The following is a 23,520-nucleotide window of genomic DNA, read 5'->3' on the forward strand; positions in this document are numbered from 1 at the left end:
CTTGCCCAAAAGGATTCGACCATCACCCACTTCATCGATCGCTGCCTTGCAAGCGTTTCGTTGGCTTCTCTGCCGCCTCGTTCTCGGGGGTCAGCAGTTCACTCGCGTCATCCGGCAAGGCTGGTGGCGGTGTGCGCAAAAGGTTTCGCAAAAAGACAGGAGCCAGTCCGGACAAGGGATTTACGCCCACTTTCGGATCGGATAGCGGGCCGCTCAGTGTATAGTTGAATGCGAACACACCCTCGCCCTTGCGGGTCAGAACACTGCCGATCGCATTCAGCAGGTAAACCGGCGTCACTGCCCCCTGCAAATCCAGCCAGCGGCGCTCTGTATCCACCTTTCCGTCAAATGAAAGCCCGATGGACGGGCCAACCGCACTACCGCTCAGCACCGTGACCTCGGACGGTGAAATCCGCATCTGACTGTCGATGCCAGTGAAATATATTCCCTGCCCCGTCATTTCATCCAAGAGACCAACCAGGCTGATTGCATTAAGCAAAGCCGCCATAGCCGGGGCGTCCTTGACCCGGGTATCTGTAATTCTCAGTACGGCATCATAGTGTCCAGAGGCCTGAACCGGTTCGAGAGTAAGGCGAAAGTTGCCCCCATGCGCCTGCGTTAGAATTTCCGAAGACCGCATGACCCCGCCGGCATCCGCCGACTGCAGAATGATACTGCTGCGATCTGCGCGGGGCACCAATTGCCCCGAAACCGATGTTCCGCCATTGACTTGCGCTGTGAAAGTTCCGCCAAGCCCTCCAGACGTGCTGAAGCCGCCCTGAAACCCAGTCAAGGCAATCGTGTCGGTAATCTGCAACCTGTCGAGCCGTACTTCCAGATCCGGGCCACTACCGCCCACAGCGGCCGTTCCACCAGTACCACCAGAGCCGAAAGTGGCGGTTCTCATATCCATTCGACCTCCAAGAATGCGAATGTCGGGCGCCTGATTTCCTCGGCTCACCAACTCCACAGGGATCGACAACCAGTCGTCTATTTCAAAGGAAGAAAGCCGCACGCGATCCATCTGAGACTGATTGGTGAACGAAATGGTTCCGGTCGTCTGCAACCCCGCCGCATCGACTTTTAATTCGTCCACGTTCATCCCCGCACCCAAGACAGCTTTCATGGAAAGCGCCCCGGAAGTGTCCGGAGCCTTGCGCCAGCCCAGTTCCGGAATTGCAAGCCCTACCCCGACCAGATCAGACTGTGCCGTCAGCCTCGGAGCTTCACCACCTCCCAGGTCAACGGTCACCTCCGCGTTGCCTTTGCCAGTTAACATCCCGTCCGGAAGCCCCGCCTTGATTTCGGCCATCAACCGTGGCGACAACTCGATCTGGCCCACCAACTGGCTTTGTTCCGGCGTGGAACCGCCAATGGGCTGTGTCCAGCGACCCCGCATCGGAACCGACCCGAAATACCCCTCCCCCGAGATCGAGACTTGCGTCTGATCCCCAGCAAGGTCGAGACGGTCAGCGCGCACCTTGATACCGGGAACAAGCTTGTCGCTGCTCACATTACCCAGATCACCGGTATAGTGAAATTCCATATCCTCCAGCTCGACGCCGTCCCGCAAAGGCAGGGCCAGCGTTCCCTCCAAATCCACCAGACCTTGCGCCAGATCCACAGGCAGGTCGGCTTTGGTCATGACTTCCAATGGTGGGAGGTCCAACAATGAAAGCGCCGCCGTGGCGCTGCCGTGAGCGCGAATTCGAGCAATACCCGGCGCAGCTTTCTTGATGCCGATGTCCGGAATGATAAAGGACGTACCTGCCGCATCGATCGCACCGCCCTGATCCGGAACCACCCGCCCCCGCTGGGCGGTAACCGTAAACCTGCGCCCCACCAAACTGGCCTGCCCCTGGGCATCGACGATAGGCGGAAGGGTCTTGGCAAATTTGATCGTGGCGTCCTTGTAGTCGAAATCGGCATAAAGGTCCGGGGGCGATCCGGGCTTTAGCCTGACGGCAAGATCGAGATCTTCCAACCGCCCATCCAACAGGTTTTCCGACACCCATTCGCGAGGCTTGATAGCGGCTTTTTCCGGCCAGTATTGCAACAATTGTGCGGGCGTCAGATGATCCAGTTGCGCATCCAGATCCACGCCCCATCCATTCGGCAATCCTTTCAGGTTCCCGAAGGCTTGCAAACGGCGGTCCTTGTCCTCGACAACCAGTTGCCCGATCCGCAATTCGAAAGGCGCAAGTTTCAATTGAAAATCGATCGCCGCGCCTGACAATTCCAGTGCTTCGGCATATACTCCGGCCGGGTTGACCTTGATCCCCGACGACCGGAACTGTGCGGTAAAGCTGTTCAGTTGGCCGGATTCCACACCCTCAAGATCCGCACGGCCGTCGATCATGGCAGACCCCCACGGCGAGACAATGGAAATCTCGCTGAAATCCAGAAACTGCCGTTTGGGGTCATAAGAGAAATATGTCCGGGCGGTGTCGAATGGAATGGGACGCACTTCGGGATTGGGCTGCAGGACGCCCTTGGCGATCTGCAACGTCGCAAAGACCGGGTCCAATGTTCCGTCTGCCCCGACGCTGCCACGCAACGCGCCAGACAGCGGCGCGCGCAATACTTGCAGCCAGGCCAGGACCGGGCTTTGCACCGCAATGTCTTCGGCCGGCAGATCGGTGACGCTGACACCGAAACTTGCCTCGGGCGAACCCAGCTTGCTAGTATAGTTGAGCTCGACGGTACTTGCATAATCACGCCCGCCCAAAAGCGAAAAGCCGGTCGCGATGCGGATTTCATCGGCGCCGCGCGTGATCTGGATGCGCCCGCCGTCCATTGTCCACGATCTGTTCTGGCGAATATCGCTGTAGTGCAGCGTAATCGCGTCCAATTCGAACGAGGTCAGCGCGGACAATGTCGGTGACAGAAACAGGGTGTCGGCTTCTTCGATCAGCTCCCTGATACTGGGCGCTCGTTCCACGGGGGCGCTGTTTTGACCAACGATCAAGGACAATTGGCCGCTCTTTTCGCGTTGCAGAACGATATTCGCTCCACTCATCATAATGCGTTTGGGGCGAATTTCCCCGCGCAACAACGGGCGCATCGCGAGGCTCGCACGCATGTCGGACAGTTGCGCGATTTGGTGCCCCTCACTGTCGCTCAGGGTCACATCCCGCAGCCTCAGACGCGGTCGCCAGCCCTCGTGAATGATGAAACTTACATCCCCGAACTTGATCTGCAGACCGCCGGTGACCTGTTCCAGACGTTGCTCGACGCGGTCCCGCAGCCATTGCGGCGCGTGCATTGTCTGTCCGACAACCATAAGCGCCGAGATCACGGCCAGAACGATCAGAACGAAGCTTCCACGCATTGCCCACACTGCGGCCTTGCGCCTGCGTGAACGGTGACGAGCGGGCTTGTTACTCCCGCCTTCCGGTTTTTCGGATTCGCCTTTGTGTACCTCGGCGTCTTTCAACTTGCCCGTCCCGGCCTAATATGTTGAGCAACATGCACTGATTTCCGCCGGAGAATACTCATGCCCGAAATATCCGATCCCGCTCCCGAATTCACCCTGCCCCGTGACGGCGGCGGAGAAGTCACGTTGTCAGCCCTGCGTGGCACTGCCGTGGTTCTGTTTTTCTACCCCCGTGATGATACTCCGGGCTGCACCAAGGAATCCATTGGATTTTCCGAGCTTTTGCAGGAGTTTGCCGATGCGGGCGCAAAAGTGTTCGGGATTTCCCGCGATAGCGTGGCCAAACATGACAAGTTTGTCGCCAAGCACAGCCTGACCACCCCGCTTTTATCTGATGAAGGATCGACCGTATGCGAGGATTATGGCGTCTGGGTGGAAAAGAACATGTACGGTAAAAAATCCATGGGCATCGAACGCTCGACATTTCTGATCGATCCGCAAGGGCAAATCGCGCAAATCTGGCGAAAGGTGAAGGTGCCCGGCCATGTCGAAGAAGTGCTGCAAGCTGTCCGCAACCTGACTTGAGCCAATCCTTGCGCATTGCGAATGGAGCAAAAAGACGTGCCCCTGACTCTGACTGAAATGGCAACCCAGGTTCTGACCACAGCGGATGGGCACGCCAAGACCGCCCTGTCGCAGAAACATGCTGCGGCGTGGTTCGCCTTTCGCGCCGGGAACGCTCCGGCAATCGATATCGGCACGGCGTCTCCTCCGCTGCATCCGGCCCGTCCTGATCGCCCGGAGCTTCTGTCGCCGCGAGATGTTCCCAAGCGGAGACCCGGATCCGAGGCTGGTCGGATCGCGCTTTTGCATGCCGTTGCGCATATCGAGCTTAACGCAGTGGACCTGCATTGGGATATCATTGCCCGCTTCGGGCACATCCCGATGCCAGTCGGATTTTATGACGACTGGGTAAAATGCGCCGCCGAGGAATCACGCCACTTTGAGCTGGTTTGCGAATGTCTGGACTCGATGGGCAGCCACTATGGCGCTTTGCCCGCACATGCCGGGATGTGGCGCGCGGCCGAGGACACGGCAGAAGATCTGATGGGGCGTCTGGCCGTGGTTCCGATGGTGCTCGAAGCCCGCGGTCTGGATGTAACCCCCGGAATGATTGACATTTTCCGCAAAGCCAGGGTGCAGAAAGCCATTGATGCGCTGGAAGTGATCTATGCCGAAGAGGTCGGCCATGTGGCCTATGGGTCAAAATGGTTCCATTTTCTTTGCGGGCGGCAAAACACCGATCCCAAAGAGGTGTTCCACCAGCTCGTGCGGCGCTATTTCCACGGGGCGCTAAAACCCCCTTTCAACGAAGAAAAACGCGCCGAGGCGGGGCTGCCACCCGATTTCTACTGGCCCTTGGCAGATGAACTGCCGCCCCCGGGAAAGACGATCATCTAGACCTTTCGGACACCCGAGATCGGCAAGAACCCGCTCATCCCAAGCGTGTTTCTTCTTCGTTTTTCGACCGACTGGTTAACAAACTTGCCCCAATCGCCTCACCTCGCTATGCAAGCGCCCCAAGGGACGGTCGTATCCACTCTCGATCTGTTCCTTCACAGGGGATGAAAAGAGGAAAGGCGCGTGCGGACACGTCTGACGATCAGAATTCACGCTCTGCTTGAGAAACATTTTCCCGAGCGCAGAGTGTTCCTCAAATCGGACAACGATACGCGCTTCATCCGGTTGCGGCCGGAAACTCAGATCATCGCATTTTCCGGCGTCACCCTGACGCTTGCCTGGACCATCGTGGCCACGGCCATCATCCTGATGGACAGCATCGGATCAGGCAATTTCCGAGAGCAGGCAAAAAGAGACCAGGCGACATACCAGGAAAGGCTCAACATCCTGTCACAAGAACGGGATATGCGCGCCGAAGAAGCCCTGGCAGCGCACCAACGGTTCAACGCGGCCCTCGAACAGGTTTCAGCAATGCAATCGGAACTGCTGAAATCCGAAAACCGGCGGCGCGAGTTGGAAACCGGGATCGAAGTGATCCAGACCACTTTGCGTGAAACCATGAAGCAGCGCGAAGTGGCCCGTTTGGCGCTGGCAAATCTCGAGCAGAATACAGGCGAAGACGCGGCCAGTGCAAAGCTGGCCGCGTCGGCCCCTGTTCAGATGGCGTTCATGTCCGAAGCTTTGTTGCGAACCGCGCAGGAGCGCGATCTGATTGAGGCCAACGCACAGTCGGCTTTGGATCAACGCGACGATCTGGAACTGGAAATTCAGCTTATGCGCGAACGCAGCGACCAGATTTTCCGTCAACTCGAAGAGGCAATGGCCATCTCGGTCGAACCGCTGGACAAGATGTTCCGGCAGGCGGGTATGCCCACTGACCGCATCCTCGAAGAGGTTCGACGCGGCTATAGCGGTATGGGCGGTCCGCTGACCCCTTTGTCGTTCAGCACGCGCGGTGAAGAACCGACCGCCGACGAGATTCGCGCCAACAATTTGCTAGAGCAGATGGACCAGCTCAATCTTTACCGCATCGCGGCCGAAAAGGCGCCTTTCGCCAGTCCGGTTCATTCCGCAGTTCGGTATACCAGCGGCTATGGCTATCGCCGGGATCCGAAATCCGGCGGTAAGCGCATGCATAACGGGTCGGATTTCGCAGGCTCACACGGCACCGATATCTTTGCCACCGCGGATGGCGTTGTCACTCATGCTGGCTGGCAATCAGGTTTTGGACGGCTTGTGAAGATCAAACACGCTTTCGGAATCGAGACACTTTACGCTCATAACACGTCTATCCGCGTCAAGGTCGGACAAAGGGTCTCGCGCGGGGATCATATAGCTGATATGGGTAGCACCGGACGGTCGACCGGCACACATCTGCACTATGAGGTGCGCGTGAACGGGAAACCCGTGAATCCAATGACTTACATCAAGGCTGCGAGAAATGTTTTCTAAGAGCAAAATCAACGAGCCGGCATCCAAGGCACCCGAAGCGGCCAAGCCCGCAACTCCATCGACACCGCCAAGCCCGGCACCTGCAGAAACCAAGGCAAGCGCGCCCAAGCCAAAGCCGCCCGCATCGGTGCTGTCGTCGGATCTTCATATCACCGGCAACATCAAGACCACCGGCGACATTCAGGTCGAAGGCACGGTCGAAGGCGACATTCGCGCCCACCTGTTGACCATTGGCGAAACGGCCACAATCAAGGGTGAAGTCACGGCTGACGATGTCGTGGTCAATGGCCGCATCGTGGGCCGCGTCCGTGGACTGAAAGTGCGCCTGACCTCGACCGCACGGGTCGAAGGCGACATCATTCACAAGACAATCGCAATCGAAAGCGGTGCCCATTTCGAGGGCTCGGTGCAGCGTCAGGACGACCCGCTGAACCCCGGTCGTTCCGGCAACAAGGGCGCCGGCAATCCAGCCGCGGCAACAGCTGAAGTCAGCCAGTAATTCGGCTGAAATTACGACCTTTGAGCGCCTCGGGAAGCCCCGGGGCGTTTTTAGTTGAAAGACGGCTTCACGCTGCAAGCGGATTGCTGAACATTTTTCTTCCAATTGAAACAAATGCCTGCCTACTATCATGCATTCAACTTTGGGAGGAACGTTGGATGTCTTCAAAGCTTTTAGCGGAATTTTTTGGCACGTTCTGGCTGGTTCTGGGCGGGTGCGGCAGCGCAGTTCTTGCAGCAGGTGTCGCAGACGTTGGCATCGGCTGGCTGGGCGTGGCGCTGGCCTTTGGCCTGACCGTACTGACCATGGCCTTTGCCGTCGGCCATATCTCGGGTGGGCATTTCAATCCTGCCGTCAGCCTTGGCCTGATGATCGCGGGCCGGTTCGAGGCGAAAGACCTGATCCCCTACTGGATTGCCCAGGTCGTGGGTGCAATCGTTGCGGCGGTCGTTCTGTATGTGATTGTCTCTGGCGCGCCCGATTTCACCGGCGTCGGCGGATTTGCGTCAAATGGCTATGGCAGTGCTTCGCCCGGTGGATATTCGATGATGTCCGGATTTGTGACCGAGGTCGTGATGACCGCCTTTTTCCTGTTCATCATTCTAGGGGCAACGTCCAAGGGCGCCCCAGCCGGGTTTGCGCCGATCGCCATCGGTCTCGGCCTGACGCTGATTCATCTGGTTTCAATTCCCGTCACCAACACTTCGGTCAACCCGGCGCGGTCGACCGGTGTGGCGCTGTTTGCCGACGGACCAGCGCTGGCCCAACTCTGGATGTTCTGGGTAGCTCCGCTAATCGGAGGCGCAATCGGCGGCCTGATCTGGAAAGCTGTCTCAACCGACGACTGAAAGATTGCGCGACACCTTACAAACGCCGCCTCATCGGGCGGCGTTTTTCATGAACGTCTCCGGCCCGCCCCTGGTATATGGGTCAGTTCCGTACGCCGAACGCTCGAACACATTTCCGATTCAGGTTCCCGCGTGATATCATGCCCGGGTTTCAGCATTGTATTTTGGAGGGGGAAATCATGATGACACCGGAATTGCGCGCCACCTATTCCCTGGCACGACAGACCCATTATTTCAGGATCATGCAAACGACCATATTCTCGTTCATTGCATTGGCGACGATCATTCATTTCGGGCCACAGGGCTTTTCGCCTGCGCTGGCCATGCTGGTGATCGTAACTACGGCTTATGGCATCCTCGCTGGCGGTACTGCGCTGGACGATATCATCAACCTGATCGCCGACCTCTCTCCGGACATGGCCGAGACGAATATGGGCAAGGGGATCAAATCCCGGAACATGCCGATGCTCAAAATGATTTCGGCCTTCCTTATCGGGCTGACCGGGCTGGCGGAACTTGTCGCGCTTGCGGCCTGAACACTGCGCGGTTCATCGCCCTAGCATCCATTGCCCGTTCGGCCAGAAAGCATGGAAGGCAAAGGCGAACATGACATCATGGGGCACATCACGTCCCTGCCCGTCGCGAACGCGGATCGATCCCACATCACGCCCATTGCGAATGAGGCCCGTATCCAGTGCCGAGGCCTGACCGGCCTTCCATGTTATGCGCACACCCGCCTCTTTCACGTCAGCCTCCTCGCTGAGCCGCTTCATGGGCCAGGCTAGATTTCCAACCCGCACGACGCGTTCCAGAGGGTGGATGCCATGCGGTGGCATCTCGCCGGAATACAGGAACGGTTTGCGCGACCCGTCATAGCCACGATAAGGATTGCGCCCATATGACCGGCTGTATTCCGGCTCGGCCATGACCAACCCATCCGGGTTGCGGGTGGAAAAGTCCTGCCAGCTTTCCATCCAGGATGGCAGGGTTTTCAGCCGGGTCCCGGTCAGTTGCCCCACGATCGCCTCACCCACCGCCTGTTGCCACCAGCTTTGGGTTTGGCGGTCATACATCACCATGTCCGAGAACCGCAGTTTGCCGCTGACACCAAAACTCAGCTCGCCACTTGCCGTCCTGCGATCAAAGGTAATCGCCGAGTTGCAAAGCGGACAATAGGTAACCGCGACCGGAACACTTCCGATCCGGTCATTCACGATCTCATGCCAGATCAGATAGCGGATCGGGTAGGCCCTAGGCCCTTGGCCGTCGATCTCGACCGTGATTACCGGCTCGCGGGAACTGATCCGGGTTTCCTCGCTGACGACCTTAAACGCAGGTTCGTCAATCGCCGGTATCCCGTCCTTGGGCGGGCCGCCTGACTGAATCTCGGACCAGTTTCGCACGCTTGTACGGTTGAAGTCGGTTTCGGGCCATTCAGTCCGCCAGAACTCGGGACTGGCCCACACTTGTGCGGCCAGGAAAACGGCGATTGCGATCGAAAGAACACGCATGCGGCTTGCTCCCGCCAGATGCTCAATACTGAGCGCGACACGTTCGCAAAGCCACCCCAGCGCACACAGACGTGATGCAATGTGCGAGAGCCCGGCGCAGAGGTTTTCCGCGCCGGGCGCGCCGTCACTCGGTGACGGTGACCTTTTTCATGACATCGGGCTGCCCGATCACAGCACCATTGGGGCCTTCGCCGCGCTTGATGGCATCGACCACATCCATGCCATCCGTGACTTTACCCACGACGGTGTACTGACCGTCCAGGAACGGGCCTGGTGCGAACATGATGAAGAACTGCGAATTGGCGCTGTTCGGATCCTGCGCCCGCGCCATGCCAACAATGCCCCGATCATAAGTGATGTCCGAAAACTCGGCCGCAAGGTCCGGCCGGTCCGACGCACCAGTGCCCGCGCGGCGCATGTCGCTGCCCAGTTTGCCATGCTGCACATCGCCGGTCTGCGCCATGAAACCCTCGATCACGCGGTGGAACACAACCCCGTCATATTGACCGTCTGCCGCCAGTGCCGCGATCTGTTCGACGTGCTTGGGAGCGACGTCCTCGAACAGATCAATGGTGATTGTGCCATTGGCCTCACCTTCGATCTCGATCTCAAGCCCGGTGGCCAGGGCCGGGCTGGCCAACAGGGCAAATACGGCTGTCAGTTTACGCATCGGCGGCCACCTTGACGCTGATCATGCGATCGGGGCTTGCGGGCGGCTCGCCACGCACGATTGCGTCCACATGCTCCATCCCGGCAACCACACGACCATAAACCGTGTATTGGCCGTTCAGGAAATGATTGTCCTTGAAGTTGATGAAAAACTGCGAATTGGCCGAATTCGGGTTGGCCGAACGCGCCGCGCCCAGCGTTCCGCGATCATGCGGCAGCTTGGAAAACTCAGCCGGCAAATCCGGCAGCGAGGACCCACCCGTTCCCGCCATACGGATGTTGAACCCGTCTTCCATATCGCCATGCTGAACGTCGCCTGTCTGGGCCATGAATCCGTCGATTACCCGGTGAAAGCACACGTTGTCATATTCTCCGGCGCGCGCCAGTTCCTTCATCCGCCCGCTGTGTTGCGGGGCGACATCAGGCAGCAGTTCGATAACCACATTGCCGTTCTTCAACTCGATGATGATGGTGTTTTCGGGATCCTTGATCTCGGCCATTGGGCCCTCCTGTCGATGGATATTGCGCGAATACCTAAGCCCCACGCGCGCGAATGCCAAGTGATGCATTGACCTTGACGCGAAATGCAGGAAAAGAACCGCCCAAACCGGATGTAATCAGCGGAGCGGCAAAATGGGCTGGAAGACACTCGACGACATGAATCTGAGCGGCAAGCGCGTGCTGGTGCGGGTCGATATCAACGTACCGATCGTGGATGGCGTGGTGACCGACTCCACTCGCATCCGCCGCATCGCTCCGACCGTGCGCGACATCCTTGCCGCCGGTGGCCGTCCGATCCTGCTGGCCCATTTCGGTCGCCCCGGCGGCGAACGGCGCGAGAACCTGTCGCTGAAACAACTGGTCCCGACGCTGGAACGCGCCTTTGAAACCAAGGTCCGTTTCGCTGCCGATTGCATCGGCCCGGCTGCCGAGCTTGCCGCTGAATCCTTGCAACCGGGAGAGGTTCTGCTGTTGGAAAACACCCGGTTTCATGCCTCCGAAACCAAGAACGACCCGGACCTTGCCGCAGGTATGGCGCGGCTGGGCGACGTCTATTGCAACGACGCGTTTTCCGCGGCCCACCGCGCCCATTCCTCGACCGAGGCCATCGCCCGCCTGCTGCCCGCCTGTGCAGGCCGCCTTATGCAGGCAGAGCTGCAGGCACTGGAAAGTGCGCTGGGTGCTCCAAAACGCCCGGTCACGGCAGTTGTCGGCGGCGCCAAGGTGTCGACCAAGCTGGAATTGCTAGGCAACCTGATCGATAAGGTGGATTATCTGGTGATCGGTGGCGGCATGGCCAATACCTTCCTCGTCGCCAAGGGCCATCACGTCGGAAAATCTCTGGCCGAACGGATCATGAAAGACACCGCCGCTGAAATTCTTGCCAAGGCCGAGGCGTCTGGCTGCAAGATTGTCCTGCCCAGTGACATCGTCGTGGCCAAGAAGTTCGAATCCCACGCACCGCATGAAGTTCTTCCCGCCGATCAATGCCCCGAAGACGGGTTGATCCTGGATGCGGGACCCGACAGCGTCGCCACGATCATCGATATTTTCAACCAAAGTCAAACGGTGATCTGGAACGGCCCGCTGGGCGCTTTCGAATTGGAACCGTTTGACGCTGCAACCAACGCAGCGGCCCTGAAGGCGGCCGCCCTGACCCGTGCGGGCAAGCTGACGTCGGTTGCGGGGGGCGGTGACACTGTCGCGGCGCTGAACGCATCCGGGGCCGCCGGGGATTTCTCGTATATCTCCACCGCAGGCGGTGCGTTCCTTGAATGGATGGAAGGCAAAACCCTGCCCGGTGTCGCTGCGCTGGAACAGGATTACTGATCTTCGTTTGGCTTACCCTTTGGAATCAAATCGTGAATCTCAATGCATTTTTGGGATTCACAAGCCGAATCACCTGTGACATATTGAGTGCAGACGCTCGCAAAGGGCGCGTTTCCTGAGGCAGAAATCATACGGCAAAACAGAGTGTCCCGTTCCAGTCGACCCAGTTTAGGTACAGTTTTGTTCTTCGCGGTGGCCTTCGCGTTGGGTGTTTATTTCACCTTTGCGGCGGTACAAGGTGATTACGGGCTATTCCGACGGGTCGAAATTGCGGCGGAACGGGACGCCTTGTCACGCGATCTGACGATGCTTGAGGATCAGATTACCGAAATGGAAAACCTGACCCTGCGCTTGTCGGATACCTATCTTGACCTCGATCTGCTGGATCAGCAGGCGCGCTCGGTGCTGGGTTTGCTGCGCGCGGACGAAATCGTCATTCACTGAAATCGGTCTCCGCAGGAAAAAACCTCGAAAAACGCGCACGTGACCGTACTTTTGTCAAGAAATCGGCAGAACAAGACTTGACCGGACGCTGCGTCACATTTCCCCTCGCCAGGGGGAGAGAAATGCTTTATGAAATAGTTTAACGCTAAACTATCTTGCCGAAGGGGAGAGGTCGCCACGATGGCTGCGCGAAAAACCACAAAGAAATCAAATGTTTCAGCAGAAGAGCTCAAAACCTATTACCGCGAGATGCTGCTGATCCGCCGATTCGAGGAAAAGGCGGGTCAGCTTTATGGCATGGGTTTGATCGGCGGGTTCTGCCACCTTTACATCGGACAAGAGGCCGTTGTTGTCGGTCTCGAAGCCGCGGCCGAAGACGGCGACAAGCGGATCACCTCCTATCGCGACCACGGCCACATGCTGGCTTGCGGCATGGATCCGGGCGGCGTGATGGCCGAATTGACCGGGCGCGAGGGTGGTCTTTCCAAAGGCAAGGGCGGCTCGATGCACATGTTCTCGAAAGAGAAACATTTTTATGGTGGCCACGGCATCGTCGGTGCTCAAGTGCCGCTGGGCGCGGGCCTGGCATTTGCCGACAAATACAAAGGCAACGGTCGCGTGACCTTTACCTATTTTGGTGATGGCGCGGCAAACCAGGGTCAGGTTTACGAGACGTTCAACATGGCTGCCATCTGGAACCTGCCGGTGGTTTTCGTGATCGAGAACAACCAATACGCCATGGGTACGGCACAGTCCCGTTCGACCTCGACCAAAGACATCTTCCATCGCGGCGAGGCGTTTGGCATCCCCGGCGAAATCGTCAACGGCATGGATGTGCTGGCTGTCAAGGAAGCGGGCGAAAAGGCTGTCGCCCACTGCCGCGCCGGCAAGGGCCCCTATATTCTTGAGGTCAAAACCTACCGCTATCGCGGCCACTCGATGTCGGACCCGGCCAAATATCGCACCCGCGAAGAGGTTCAGAAGGTCCGTGAACAAAGCGACCCCATCGAACATGTGCGCGAACTGCTGCTGACCGGCAAGCACGCGACCGAGGACGACCTGAAGGCGATCGACAAGGAAATCAAGGAGATCGTAAATCAGGCCGCCGAATTCTCGAAAGAAAGCCCCGAGCCGTCCGTGGACGAACTCTGGACCGACATTTACGCCTGAGAGGACGCATAAGACATGGCAACCGAAATTCTCATGCCCGCCCTTTCGCCCACGATGGAAGAGGGCACGCTGGCCAAATGGCTGGTCAAGGAAGGCGACACCGTATCCTCGGGCGATATCATGGCCGAAATCGAAACCGACAAGGCGACGATGGAATTCGAGGCGGTCGATGAAGGCATCGTCGGCAAAATTCTGATTGAAGAAGGCACCGAAGGGGTCAAGGTCAACACCCCCATCGCAATTCTGGTTGAAGAAGGCGAAGATGCTTCCGCCCTTCCGTCGGCAGCCCCTGAAGCAGCCTCGGTTACCGAGGCCGCCCCAGCGGCAGCTCCTGCCCCCGCTCCTGCCGCATCGGCCCCGGCTGCGCCGGTCGTCGATCTGTCGCCAGACTGGCCCGCGGATACCTCGATGAAAGCCCAGACCGTTCGCGAAGCTCTACGTGACGCGATGGCCGAAGAAATGCGCGGCGACGAAGACGTCTATCTGATGGGCGAGGAAGTCGCCGAGTATCAGGGGGCCTATAAAATCTCGCAGGGCCTGCTGGACGAGTTTGGCTCTAAACGCGTGATCGATACCCCGATCACGGAACATGGGTTTGCCGGTATCGCAGTGGGTTCGGCCTTTGGCGGTCTGAAACCAATTGTCGAATTCATGACCTTCAACTTCGCCATGCAGGCGATTGACCAGATCATCAACTCTGCGGCCAAAACGCTCTATATGTCCGGCGGCCAGATGGGTTGCCCCATCGTGTTCCGGGGTCCCAACGGGGCCGCTGCCCGCGTGGCCGCGCAGCACAGCCAGGACTATGCCGCATGGTACATGCAAATCCCCGGCCTGAAGGTCGTCATGCCCTATTCGGCGGCTGATGCCAAAGGTCTGCTGAAATCGGCCATCCGCGACCCCAACCCGGTCGTGTTCCTGGAAAACGAAATCCTCTACGGCCGCTCTTTTGAGGTGCCGCAGGTGGATGACCTGACCATTCCGCTGGGCAAGGCCCGCATCTGGCGCGAAGGCTCGGACGTGACCATCGTCAGCTTTGGCATCGGCATGCAATACGCGCTGGAAGCTGCTGACAAGCTGGCCGAAGACGGCATCAGCGCCGAAGTGATCGACCTGCGCACCATCCGCCCGATGGACACTGGCGCCATCATCAACTCGGTGATGAAGACCAACCGTCTGGTGACAGTGGAAGAAGGCTGGCCGCAGGGATCCGTCGGCAGCTATATCAGCTCGGTCGTGATGCAGGAGGCGTTTGATTACCTCGACGCGCCGGTCATCAATTGCACCGGCAAGGACGTTCCGATGCCCTACGCCGCGAACCTCGAAAAGCTGGCCCTGATCACCACGGATGAGGTGATCGCCGCCGTCAAACAAGTGACCTACCGGTAAGGAGCGACAGACAGATGCCTACAGAAATTCTGATGCCCGCCCTGTCCCCGACGATGGAGGAAGGCACGCTTGCCAAATGGCTGGTCAAGGAAGGCGACACCGTCTCCTCCGGTGACCTGCTGGCCGAGATCGAAACCGACAAGGCCACGATGGAGTTCGAGGCCGTTGACGAAGGCACCATTGGCAAGATCCTGATCCCCGAGGGCACCGAAGGGGTCAAGGTCAACACGGCCATCGCGGTTCTGCTGGAAGACGGTGAAAGCGCCGATGACATTGGCACGGCTCCGGCTGCGGCCCCGGCGGCTGCCCCCGCAGCCGTCGCGGGCAACGAGGCTGCCGCGCCAGCGGCACCCGAGGCGCCCGCCCCTGCCCCGGCCGCTCCGGCCAAGGCTGATGGTGGTCGGATTTTTGCCTCGCCTCTGGCCCGCCGGATTGCTGCGCAAAAAGGTCTCGACCTGACGCAGATTGCCGGTTCTGGCCCGCATGGTCGCATTGTCAAGGTTGATGTCGAAGGCGCAACTGCTACCGCACCTGCGGCAGCCCCTGCCACTGCTCCCGCGGCCGCCACGCCCGCAGCTGCCCCAGCAGCTCCGTCTGGTCCATCGGCGGATATGGTCGCGCGGATGTACGAAGGCCGCGAGTACGAGGAAATCAAGCTCGACGGTATGCGCAAAACCATTGCCGCTCGTCTGGGCGAGGCCAAACAGACCATCCCGCATTTCTACCTGCGCCGCGATATCAAGCTGGATGCGCTGCTGAAATTCCGCGGGCAGCTGAACAAGCAACTCGAAGGCCGCGGCGTCAAGCTGAGCGTCAATGACTTCATCATCAAAGCCGTCGCCAATGCGTTGCAACAGGTTCCGGCCTGTAACGCCGTCTGGGCAGGTGACCGGGTGCTGCAACTGAAACCGTCAGATGTGGCTGTTGCCGTCGCAATCGAAGGCGGGTTGTTCACGCCGGTCCTGCAGGATGCTGACATGAAATCCCTGTCGGCCCTTTCGACCGAGATGAAAGACCTCGCCGCCCGCGCACGCGAACGCAAGCTGGCACCGCATGAATATCAGGGCGGCACCTTTGCCATCTCGAACCTGGGCATGTTCGGCATCGACAATTTCGACGCCATCGTGAACCCGCCCCATGCCGGTATTCTGGCCGTCGGCACCGGCATCAAGAAACCGGTTGTCGGGGATGATGGCGAGCTGACCGTGGCCACCGTGATGTCGGTCACCATGTCCGTCGACCACCGCGTCATTGACGGCGCGCTTGGCGCGCAGCTACTGCAAGCCATCGTCGACAATCTGGAAAACCCGATGGTCATGCTGGCGTGAGCAACACCGACCTCGCGAAAAGAAAGGCCGCCTCGAATATCGAAGCGGCCTTTTTTGTTAGTTCAAATCGACCTACTGATCTTTGCCCAGCATATGGTCCATATTGACCGAAGGCTGATCGCACCCCGCCTCTCCCACGATCTTGGCAGGGATACCGGCCACCGTGGTGCAAGGAGGCACTTCTTGCAACACGACAGAACCGGCGGCGATGCGGCTGCAACGACCGACCTTGATGTTGCCCAGAACCTTGGCCCCGGCCCCGATCAAAACACCATCACCGATCTTGGGATGGCGGTCTTCCTCTTCCTTGCCGGTACCGCCCAACGTCACCGAGTGCAACATCGACACGTTGTCGCCGACCACCGCGGTTTCCCCGATCACGATGGAATGGGCGTGGTCGATCATGATCCCCTTGCCGATTTTTGCGGCCGGGTGAATGTCGATGCCGAAAATCTCGGATGACCGCATCTGGAAGAAATAGGCCAGATCAAAGCGCCCCTTTCGCCACAGCCAATGCGCGACTCTGTAGGCCTGCATGGCCTGATAGCCCTTGAAATACAGAATCGGTTGCAACAGGCGGTGGCAGGCCGGATCCCGCTCGAAAACCGCCATCAGGTCGGCGCGTGCCGCCTCAAGCAGGCTGGGATCATCCTCATAGGCCTCGTCCACGATCTCACGCAGAACCATCATCGACATCTCGTTCGAGCAGAGCTTGGCCGATACGCGATAGGACAGCGCACGCTCAAGGCTCTTGTGATGCAGGATACAGGCATGAACCAGCCCGCCCATCAACGGCTCCTTGTCGACTGCCCCAAGGGCTTCGGTGGTGATCCGGCTCCAGACCGGATCGATGGGCGTCAGTTTTCTGCGTGTCTCGACCATGGCTTTTCGTCCTCTGCTCCGACTAGAATACCCATCTAAGGCGGAAAACGCCAAACGCAAACCCTTGAAGTGCGACATAACATAAATGAATGAGACCGAACTGCACAAATTCGAATGCCTGATCCACGAAAAACTGGCGGAACTGGAACAAGGGTCTGTTGCCGGGCGCGATGCACAATCGTGGAACTCGATCAACAGGCAGTTGGGCGCCTCAGCCGCATGGATGCATTGCAGAATCAGGCGATGGCCAAGGCACAGCAAGCCCGGCGTGATGTTGAAACAAGACGTTTACGATCGGCCTTGCAACGCATCGAAGAAGGAGAGTTCGGTTATTGCGAAGATTGCGGCGACGACATCACGCCAGGGCGGCTCAAGCTCGATCCGGCGGCCAGTAAATGCGTCAGCTGCGCCTCTGGCTGATCCCGCGGCGAACGAGGTGCCGCAACACGTTTTCAAAGCAACTGCAATATTCCAGATCATCGAAACCCGGCTCGTCCGCCAGCACCCGCTTGCGAGCCGCCGACATCAGCGACCCGTTCCCGAAAACCGGATGCAGCCGCCCGGTTCTGCGCACATGACGGTCGGCCAGTTCCGCCTCCAGGATCAATCGGCGGCACAGACGTTCACGCAGGCCGGGCGCGGCCCGCAACAGCGCCCGCGCCGCCGAACTGACGTCCCCATGCAGAACCGGACGCAACCACGCTACTCCAGCCGCAAGCCGGTGAACGGGCCGGGGCCGTAAATCACCGATACCTGTGCCACTTCGATCTCGTAGGGCATCGTGACCCCATCCGCCGCTTGCGCACCCGCGCCATACGTCCAAAGCGGTGCCTCGGTCACCGTCTCGCGGACAATCGCCCCATCCTTGCGGACACGAACCAGATAGGCCTCGCTTTCTTCGCCCAGCGGCACCTCGAACCCGTCCCAGCTGTCACCGTCAATCCGTGTACGACGGATCCAGGACAGCACCAGATCTCCCCCTTGCTCAACAGCTCGCAAATGCACCGGCGAATAGGGGCGCAGGCCGTTTCCATCGAACGACTCGATCCGATGCGTGTAGGACGGATCGTCGTATCCCCGGCGGGCCGATCCGATGCGATAGTGTTTGGCCAGCCGGCGCTCCGACCGCTTCAGCCCGATCTGCGTCGCAGCCCCGTTCATCAACACAAAGTTCGACCCCGCAGGCCAGACCTCGGGCATCAGTGCGTCACTGCCCAACTGGCCGCGCAGGCGCCCGCGCAGCAGGTAGGTTCGTTCCGCAATCAGCTCGGCATCGCGAAACTGGAACAGTTCCCAATTGCCGTTGCTGCCGTCCCCGATAGCCGCAAGATTGGCGCCGTTCAGTACCGTCAAGGCGGATCGCGACTCCAGCGCCCCGGCTGTCAGCTTAACCTGCAACGCGTCGCCTTCGTCCCAGCGACCGGCGTCGCTGCGCAACAGTCCGGTCTCGGTGAACCCGATCACGGCGCGACGGGCAACGATGTCGGACAAGGCATAGTCCTCGTCACTTGTCGAGGCATAGACCGCAACCGATCCCGGCCACGGACTTGCGGTAACCGCCAGGTGCGGCGCATGGGCAACCTCGTCGCCAGTGATCAGCGGCAGATCCAAAAAGACCGGCAGAACCGGCAACGGCGGTACAAACGCCTGCCCACTTGGCAGCACGTCGTCGATATTGCTTGGACGATACACGTTCGGCTCGATCCGCACGGCCTCGACCAATTGCAATTCGGTCTGCTCCACCCGGTCGATACGGAACAGCACGCCTGCCTCGCCATTGGCACCAGGCAGGCGCACGATGTCGCCTGCTCCCACCTCAATCTGAGACGGCGGCAGCGCGAACTTGACTGTTTCACGCGACGCCCGCGCTTCTGCCAACCATCTTTCGACCGTCTGCCGCCCCTCGGAACGGGTCATCGACAACGGCATCTCGCTGGCGGCAACGGAATGGGTGGCCTCGTCCGGCAAAACCGCCTCTTCCGATACAACATCGTGATCTGCATCCGATTGCACGAATTTCAGCCGTACCCGGCCTGACATTTCCACATCTGCCTCGCGGCGAAACTCAATCGTGCCATCTACCTCCGACGACATTGCCAACTGGTCTTCGATCAGATCAACAGGGCGCAACCCGTCCCGCATCCGGAACGTCAGCACGCCGTCCCGCTCGATCGCATCAAAGCCATAGCGCAACATCAGAGGTTGCAGAAGACCGCGCGCATCGCTGACCTCTTCGGCCACATACCCACGCAAGATGCCCCACAGCTCCGACACATCAATTTCGCGCACTCCCGAGCGATGACAGATCTCACCCACCACCGAAGCCAGTGTGCGGCTTCCCGACCGCCCGTTCAGCCAGTGACCGCGCGGATAGTTCCCGCCATCGCTCCACAGGCTCACCCGATTGGGAAAAACCGGAAACGGGCGCAGGTCCCAGGCCCAGACATAGGCATTGGTCATGTCAATCATCCGGCCCTCGTACAGCGGCGAAACCGGATTGTTCTCGGGCTTGTCCCAATACCCCAGCACCGCCTTGAGGTACTGAACCTGGATCAGATCATCCCGAGCGCCGCTGGAATACTTCGGCAGGTGGGATTCCGACGATTTGGGGTCCAGAAACTTGTTCGGCTGATTGGTCCCCTTGTCGATGGCAGCACAACCCAGTTCGGTGAACCATATCGGCTTCGACCGCGGCTCCCACGCGGTCGGCGTTTCCATACGCTCTCCACCGATGCGCTCGTGATGCGGATTGGCCCACCAGTTGCGCAGATCCTTGTATCGCCAGACCCACGGTTCGCCATGTTCGCCATCGGTGATCGGCGTGCGGATCTGCGCCTCTTCCGCCTCGGGCGAGTGGTAGTACCAGTCATAACCCTCGCCGCCTTCGATATTGCCCTGCAGATAGCTCAGATCATAGATCGACCGCACCCCGCCCAGCGCGTCCAGATGTTCCTCACCCTCGCGCCAGTCCGAGATCGGCATATAGTTGTCGATACCGATGAAATCGATGTTGTCATCGGCCCAAAGCGGGTCAAGGTGGAAATACCGGTCGTTGCTGCCGTCCTGCGGCTGATACCCGAAATATTCCGACCAGTCGGCGGCATATCCGATACGGACATCCGGACCCAGAATGGCACGCACCTCAGCGGCAAGCTGTTTCAGCTCCGCTACCGCCGGAAAGCCCGAGGCGCCGCGAATTTGCGTCAATCCACGCATTTCCGATCCGATGCAGAACGCATGCACCCCACCTGCCGCAGCGCAAAGCGCGGCATTGTGCAGGATGAACCGGCGCAGCCCCCATTCATCGGCACCGGAATAGGAAACGGTTCCGTCGCCGATCACGAAATCTGCCGCCGACACCGTGCCAAAGAACTGTGCCACCTGGGCATCTGCCGCAAAGGTTCCATCCGATGACCCCGGTCGCCCCGGCGCTACGTCCAGGGTGATCCTTCCGCGCCACGGCAGGTGCGGCTGATCTTCGTTCCCTGTCCACGGATCGGGTAAACCGTTTCCGGCCAATTGATCCATCAGGATAAACGGATAGAACATCACGCGCTTGCCGCTGACGTTCAGGTGACGGATGGCCTCGATCACCGACGCATCCGCCGGGGTGCCACCATATACCGGCTCGCCATCCGCGCGCGGCATTTCCTGTGCGCCAGCGCGTGAAACACCCGACACGCGCCACGGCATATTCGCCCCATCATAGTCCCGACGTTCCACCTTGGGCCGGATCTCACAATCCCCGCACCGCAGGTCATTGCCGAACCAGGACACGATCAGTGAAGCCGCCTCACATCCCGGCAACTCAGAGTCCAGTACCGCCAGCGAAGTCAGCATGTCCGTCCCGCCCGACGGCGAATTGGTGTTGGCCGCCCAGTAACTACCCGGCCCGTCAGTATAATTGACTTGCCGCGTCGACAGCGCATATTCACCGGTTCCCGGCATCAACGCGACGCCCCGCACGATCGCGGCCAGCCGGTCGTCATACCCCGGCATGTCCGGCTGTTCCTGCCGCACCACCTCGAACGAGAATTGCGGCACCCGGTTGCCATAGGGCGCCAGTTGCAGGTTCTCGATCACCACGTAAGCCGTACCGCGATAGGCGGGCACCTTGCCCGCCCCCTCGATGGCTTCCAGCAGCGGATCCGGTAGCTGATCTTGGGTACCCCGATAGACGCGCATGTCCAGGTCTGCATGCGCGATCTCTTCGCCGTCAGCCCAGACACGGGTGATCCCCGCAATCTCGCCCGCACCTACGGAAATGGCCAGCGACACTGAATAGCTGTGCTCGGTCGTCGTCACCTCGGGTTTCGGCGCAGCGCCCTTGCCGCCGCCGGATGTATGGCTTTGCGTCGTGGACAGGAAATCCGACGCCCAGATGACCTGCCCCCCGACACGCATCCGGCCAAATACCGAAGCCACCGGCGCCCCCTCACCGGAACTGGTCAGGCGAAAGCGATCAACCTTGCCGGTTTCAACCGCCTCGCTGCCGCCCCCCAACAGGCGCTGGTCGACCACCCGGCCCAGCGTCGCCCCAACAGCGCGCCCGATGATGGCGGTGGAGAGGCCCGCGACGGTCCCGCCGATCGACCCGCCAATGGCCGCACCTGCGGCAGAAAGTAGAATGGTCGCCATTTACTGCTCCTTCAGCGGAAATTGAAACCGGGCCGCGATGCGTTTCCGCCACGGCTCGCTCAATGGATTTTCGACAACACCTCGCCCGGAATAAGCGTGGATGAATTTCGGATGCGTACCGGTCTCGCTGATCAGCCCGACATGCTTGGCAACCGAGGCGCTGCGCATCCTGAACAGGATCACGTCGCCCGGCTCCAACTCCGACAAGGGACTCTCGATCAGATGTCGGCGCGCCGCCTGCCACAAACGTTCCTCGCCCTGCGGCTCCGACCAGTCCATGCTGTATGCGGGAACCGTCTCGGGCTCGGCCCCGTAAAGCTCGCGCCAGACCCCACGCAACAGCCCCAGACAATCCGTCCCTGCACCGCGCCAGGACGCCTGATGCAGATAGGGCGTTCCCACCCAGCCCCGTGCGGCCTCGACCACATCCTGCCTTCCTGCCGTCATCTCCGGCTGCCTCCGGTATTGGCGGCGCTCGATTTCGGCACCGCCAGGACCCAATCCTCATTGGGCAGGTCCGGAAAACCTTGAAAGTTCCAGAGGTTGTTGAACTTGAGCCGGCAGGTTTCGAACCGCTTGTCGCAGCCCGCCACCAGCCTTACCCGATCGCCGGCCACAAGACCCGCGCGGATAGGCTCCCACAACTCGATGACCCTGTGGCCCTCTTCGATCTCGTCGCGCTTGATCGTGCCCCACAGTCCCAAAGCCGGGCCGTCAAGCACCGTCATTCGCCCGCGCTGGAACCATCCCGGCTCGAACCCGCTCAGATCGGCCCAGCGGAACACGCGGGCGTCTTCCATGGCTTCGATGCTCAACTCGACCGAATATCCCGGCTGCCCGGCGTCAAACCTACAATCGCGATCTCCCAGAACCGCCGTGCATGGCTTCTGATAGATACGCCCCAGCGGACGGTTCAGGCCATCCGTCAACCCGCGCATCTCGGCGTGAAACGCGCCGCCCGCGCGACGGATCTCGCCAATCGAGCCACGAAACTGCAGCCAGCGGTCGCGCGGGTCGGCCCAGTTCACCAGCCAAACCCGCACCTCGGCACCATCAAAACGCCCGGCCTCGATATCCTCGTCCCGGATGGCGGCATCCGACAACACGCCCATCGCCTCGCTGTTGTCGATGGACAAACCGGTCGATTGCTCCAGTGCCGCCGCCGTCAGGCCGCTGTCAGCCTGAAAGTCCACCCCTTCAAAGCTCAGTCCACAATCGTGATCGGTGAACCCGTATTCCACGCCGTCGCTGCGCGTCACGGCCCAGCACCGGCAAAGCGTGGTCAATCCCCCCGCCACATGCGCCTGAAAACTCTTGGACATGCTCGCCATCAGACCCGCACCTCCACCACCGGCACATTGGGCACGTCGCCTGCCTGGAAGCTCGCCACGCTCGTCTGGATACGGTCGGTGTCAAACCGCACGGGAACGTCAAACTCGAACCCTGCCGATATCTGCGCCTCTTCCGAAGGCGGCACCGCGAATGTCACCAGACCTGTTGCGGGATCAACGTCGAAATCAACCCCCTCCTTCATCTCGTCCTGTTCGATGCCGATACGCACCGTGCCCAGAACCGGTTTGAGGATCGGGCGCGCATACTCGAACCCGCCCGAGCGATAGGTCTTGAGCAGCTGGAACACCGTGGTTTCCCCATCGCCGCGCGCAATCACCTGATCCCCGAACGCAGTCCCGGCCGAGGCCAACCCCGATTTGAAATCCGACCAGTCCTTCCATCGAAAGCCGTAAAGCTGCCCGCGCCGCGCTTCGAAAAACGAGATCAGCACCTCGATATCGTCAAGCGAGCGCATGCCCAGACCGGCATCATAGCGCCGCCGCGAATGGGCCCAGGGCGTGTTGCGTTCCTCGAACCCGTTGGCCAGCGTCACCACATCCGTGCGCCGCTCGGGCCCGCCAACCGAGCCGAAACTCAGATTGGCAGGAAACCTCACCTCGTGAAAATTCAT

21 protein-coding genes and 1 pseudogene are annotated in these 23,520 nt (G+C 59.9%); 12 read left to right on the forward strand and 10 right to left on the reverse strand.

The annotated features are described in order from the left end of the window. Positions 1-31: 31 nt before the first annotated feature. Positions 32-3,331, reverse strand: a complete 3,300-nt coding sequence (locus AC2FMY_RS01865; protein WP_496806903.1) for a YhdP family protein — start codon at positions 3,329-3,331, stop codon at positions 32-34. Between the two features lie 165 nt (positions 3,332-3,496). On the opposite strand from AC2FMY_RS01865, the gene AC2FMY_RS01870 reads away from it, so the two are divergent. The 6 genes from AC2FMY_RS01870 (at position 3,497) to AC2FMY_RS01895 (ending at position 8,232) form a co-directional block, all read left to right on the forward strand. Beyond that, the gene (locus AC2FMY_RS01870; protein ID WP_480748340.1) at positions 3,497-3,961 is read left to right on the forward strand and encodes a peroxiredoxin; all 465 of its coding nucleotides are present in this window, start codon (positions 3,497-3,499) and stop codon (positions 3,959-3,961) included. Between the two features lie 57 nt (positions 3,962-4,018). Next, a complete protein-coding gene (locus AC2FMY_RS01875; protein ID WP_496806904.1) occupies positions 4,019-4,837 on the forward strand; it encodes a ferritin-like domain-containing protein in 819 nt (272 codons plus the stop codon). Positions 4,838-5,020: 183 nt separating this feature from the next. Then, positions 5,021-6,349: a DUF5930 domain-containing protein gene (locus tag AC2FMY_RS01880; RefSeq protein ID WP_496744106.1), complete on the forward strand. Its 1,329-nt coding sequence runs from the start codon at positions 5,021-5,023 to the stop codon at positions 6,347-6,349. Next, positions 6,339-6,848 (forward strand): bactofilin family protein, encoded by a 510-nt coding sequence (locus AC2FMY_RS01885; protein WP_480748337.1) that lies wholly within the window; start codon positions 6,339-6,341, stop codon positions 6,846-6,848. Before AC2FMY_RS01880 ends, AC2FMY_RS01885 begins: the two co-directional genes overlap by 11 nt. Before the next feature lie 158 nt (positions 6,849-7,006). Further along, entirely contained in the window at positions 7,007-7,696 is a 690-nt protein-coding gene (aqpZ, locus tag AC2FMY_RS01890; RefSeq protein WP_480748336.1) for an aquaporin Z, read from the forward strand. 179 nt (positions 7,697-7,875) lie between these two features. After that, complete coding sequence (locus tag AC2FMY_RS01895) at positions 7,876-8,232, forward strand: hypothetical protein (protein WP_496744102.1); 357 nt, start codon at positions 7,876-7,878, stop codon at positions 8,230-8,232. 12 nt (positions 8,233-8,244) lie between these two features. On the opposite strand, the gene AC2FMY_RS01900 is transcribed toward AC2FMY_RS01895, so the two are convergent. The 3 genes from AC2FMY_RS01900 to AC2FMY_RS01910 all read right to left on the reverse strand — a co-directional run bounded on the left by AC2FMY_RS01900 (position 8,245) and on the right by AC2FMY_RS01910 (position 10,376). Then, the gene (locus AC2FMY_RS01900) at positions 8,245-9,207 is read right to left on the reverse strand and encodes a DUF3179 domain-containing protein (RefSeq protein ID WP_496744100.1); all 963 of its coding nucleotides are present in this window, start codon (positions 9,205-9,207) and stop codon (positions 8,245-8,247) included. A 124-nt stretch (positions 9,208-9,331) separates the two neighbouring features. Continuing rightward, positions 9,332-9,877, reverse strand: a complete 546-nt coding sequence (locus AC2FMY_RS01905) for a peptidylprolyl isomerase (protein ID WP_496744099.1) — start codon at positions 9,875-9,877, stop codon at positions 9,332-9,334. Next, complete coding sequence (locus AC2FMY_RS01910; RefSeq protein WP_480748332.1) at positions 9,870-10,376, reverse strand: peptidylprolyl isomerase; 507 nt, start codon at positions 10,374-10,376, stop codon at positions 9,870-9,872. Before AC2FMY_RS01910 ends, AC2FMY_RS01905 begins: the two co-directional genes overlap by 8 nt. 133 nt (positions 10,377-10,509) lie before the next feature. Between AC2FMY_RS01910 and AC2FMY_RS01915 the strand changes: the two genes are divergently transcribed. The 5 genes from AC2FMY_RS01915 (at position 10,510) to AC2FMY_RS01935 (ending at position 16,037) form a co-directional block, all read left to right on the forward strand. Further along, entirely contained in the window at positions 10,510-11,706 is a 1,197-nt protein-coding gene (locus AC2FMY_RS01915; protein WP_496806905.1) for a phosphoglycerate kinase, read from the forward strand. A 144-nt stretch (positions 11,707-11,850) separates the two neighbouring features. Next, positions 11,851-12,150, forward strand: coding sequence for an FtsB family cell division protein (locus AC2FMY_RS01920; protein WP_480748330.1), 300 nt, complete (start codon positions 11,851-11,853; stop codon positions 12,148-12,150). Between the two features lie 180 nt (positions 12,151-12,330). Beyond that, on the forward strand, positions 12,331-13,320 hold the full coding sequence (gene pdhA, locus AC2FMY_RS01925; protein ID WP_496744093.1) for a pyruvate dehydrogenase (acetyl-transferring) E1 component subunit alpha: 990 nt from the start codon (positions 12,331-12,333) through the stop codon (positions 13,318-13,320). A 15-nt stretch (positions 13,321-13,335) separates the two neighbouring features. Next, positions 13,336-14,709, forward strand: coding sequence for a pyruvate dehydrogenase complex E1 component subunit beta (locus AC2FMY_RS01930; protein ID WP_496806906.1), 1,374 nt, complete (start codon positions 13,336-13,338; stop codon positions 14,707-14,709). 14 nt (positions 14,710-14,723) lie between these two features. Next, positions 14,724-16,037, forward strand: coding sequence for a pyruvate dehydrogenase complex dihydrolipoamide acetyltransferase (locus AC2FMY_RS01935; protein ID WP_496806907.1), 1,314 nt, complete (start codon positions 14,724-14,726; stop codon positions 16,035-16,037). Between the two features lie 72 nt (positions 16,038-16,109). Here AC2FMY_RS01935 and cysE read toward each other — a convergent pair whose 3' ends face one another. Then, complete coding sequence (gene cysE / locus AC2FMY_RS01940; RefSeq protein WP_480748324.1) at positions 16,110-16,919, reverse strand: serine O-acetyltransferase; 810 nt, start codon at positions 16,917-16,919, stop codon at positions 16,110-16,112. 85 nt (positions 16,920-17,004) lie between these two features. On the opposite strand from cysE, the pseudogene AC2FMY_RS01945 reads away from it, so the two are divergent. Then, positions 17,005-17,339, forward strand: a pseudogene (locus AC2FMY_RS01945) (TraR/DksA family transcriptional regulator). Here AC2FMY_RS01945 and AC2FMY_RS01950 read toward each other — a convergent pair. Genes AC2FMY_RS01950 through AC2FMY_RS01970 form a run of 5 tightly spaced genes read right to left on the reverse strand, consistent with a single transcriptional unit; the run spans position 17,320 to position 23,520 of the window. Then, positions 17,320-17,616 (reverse strand): DUF7742 family protein, encoded by a 297-nt coding sequence (locus tag AC2FMY_RS01950; RefSeq protein WP_496806908.1) that lies wholly within the window; start codon positions 17,614-17,616, stop codon positions 17,320-17,322. The pseudogene AC2FMY_RS01945 and the gene AC2FMY_RS01950 sit on opposite strands and share 20 nt — an antisense overlap. A 5-nt stretch (positions 17,617-17,621) precedes the next feature. Continuing rightward, positions 17,622-21,557 carry a baseplate multidomain protein megatron gene (locus AC2FMY_RS01955; RefSeq protein WP_496806909.1) on the reverse strand — a complete coding sequence of 1,312 codons (3,936 nt, stop codon included), beginning with the start codon at positions 21,555-21,557 and terminating at the stop codon, positions 17,622-17,624. Then, positions 21,558-22,004: an NlpC/P60 family protein gene (locus tag AC2FMY_RS01960; protein WP_496806910.1), complete on the reverse strand. Its 447-nt coding sequence runs from the start codon at positions 22,002-22,004 to the stop codon at positions 21,558-21,560. Next, positions 22,001-22,888 (reverse strand): phage/gene transfer agent baseplate hub protein, encoded by an 888-nt coding sequence (locus tag AC2FMY_RS01965; RefSeq protein ID WP_496806911.1) that lies wholly within the window; start codon positions 22,886-22,888, stop codon positions 22,001-22,003. Before AC2FMY_RS01965 ends, AC2FMY_RS01960 begins: the two co-directional genes overlap by 4 nt. Further along, positions 22,888-23,520 carry a phage distal tail protein, Rcc01695 family gene (locus tag AC2FMY_RS01970; protein WP_480748319.1) on the reverse strand — a complete coding sequence of 211 codons (633 nt, stop codon included), beginning with the start codon at positions 23,518-23,520 and terminating at the stop codon, positions 22,888-22,890. The genes AC2FMY_RS01965 and AC2FMY_RS01970 overlap by 1 nt, the downstream gene beginning before the upstream one ends.

It is taken from the genome of Ruegeria sp. YKSE079 (genome assembly GCF_059612845.1).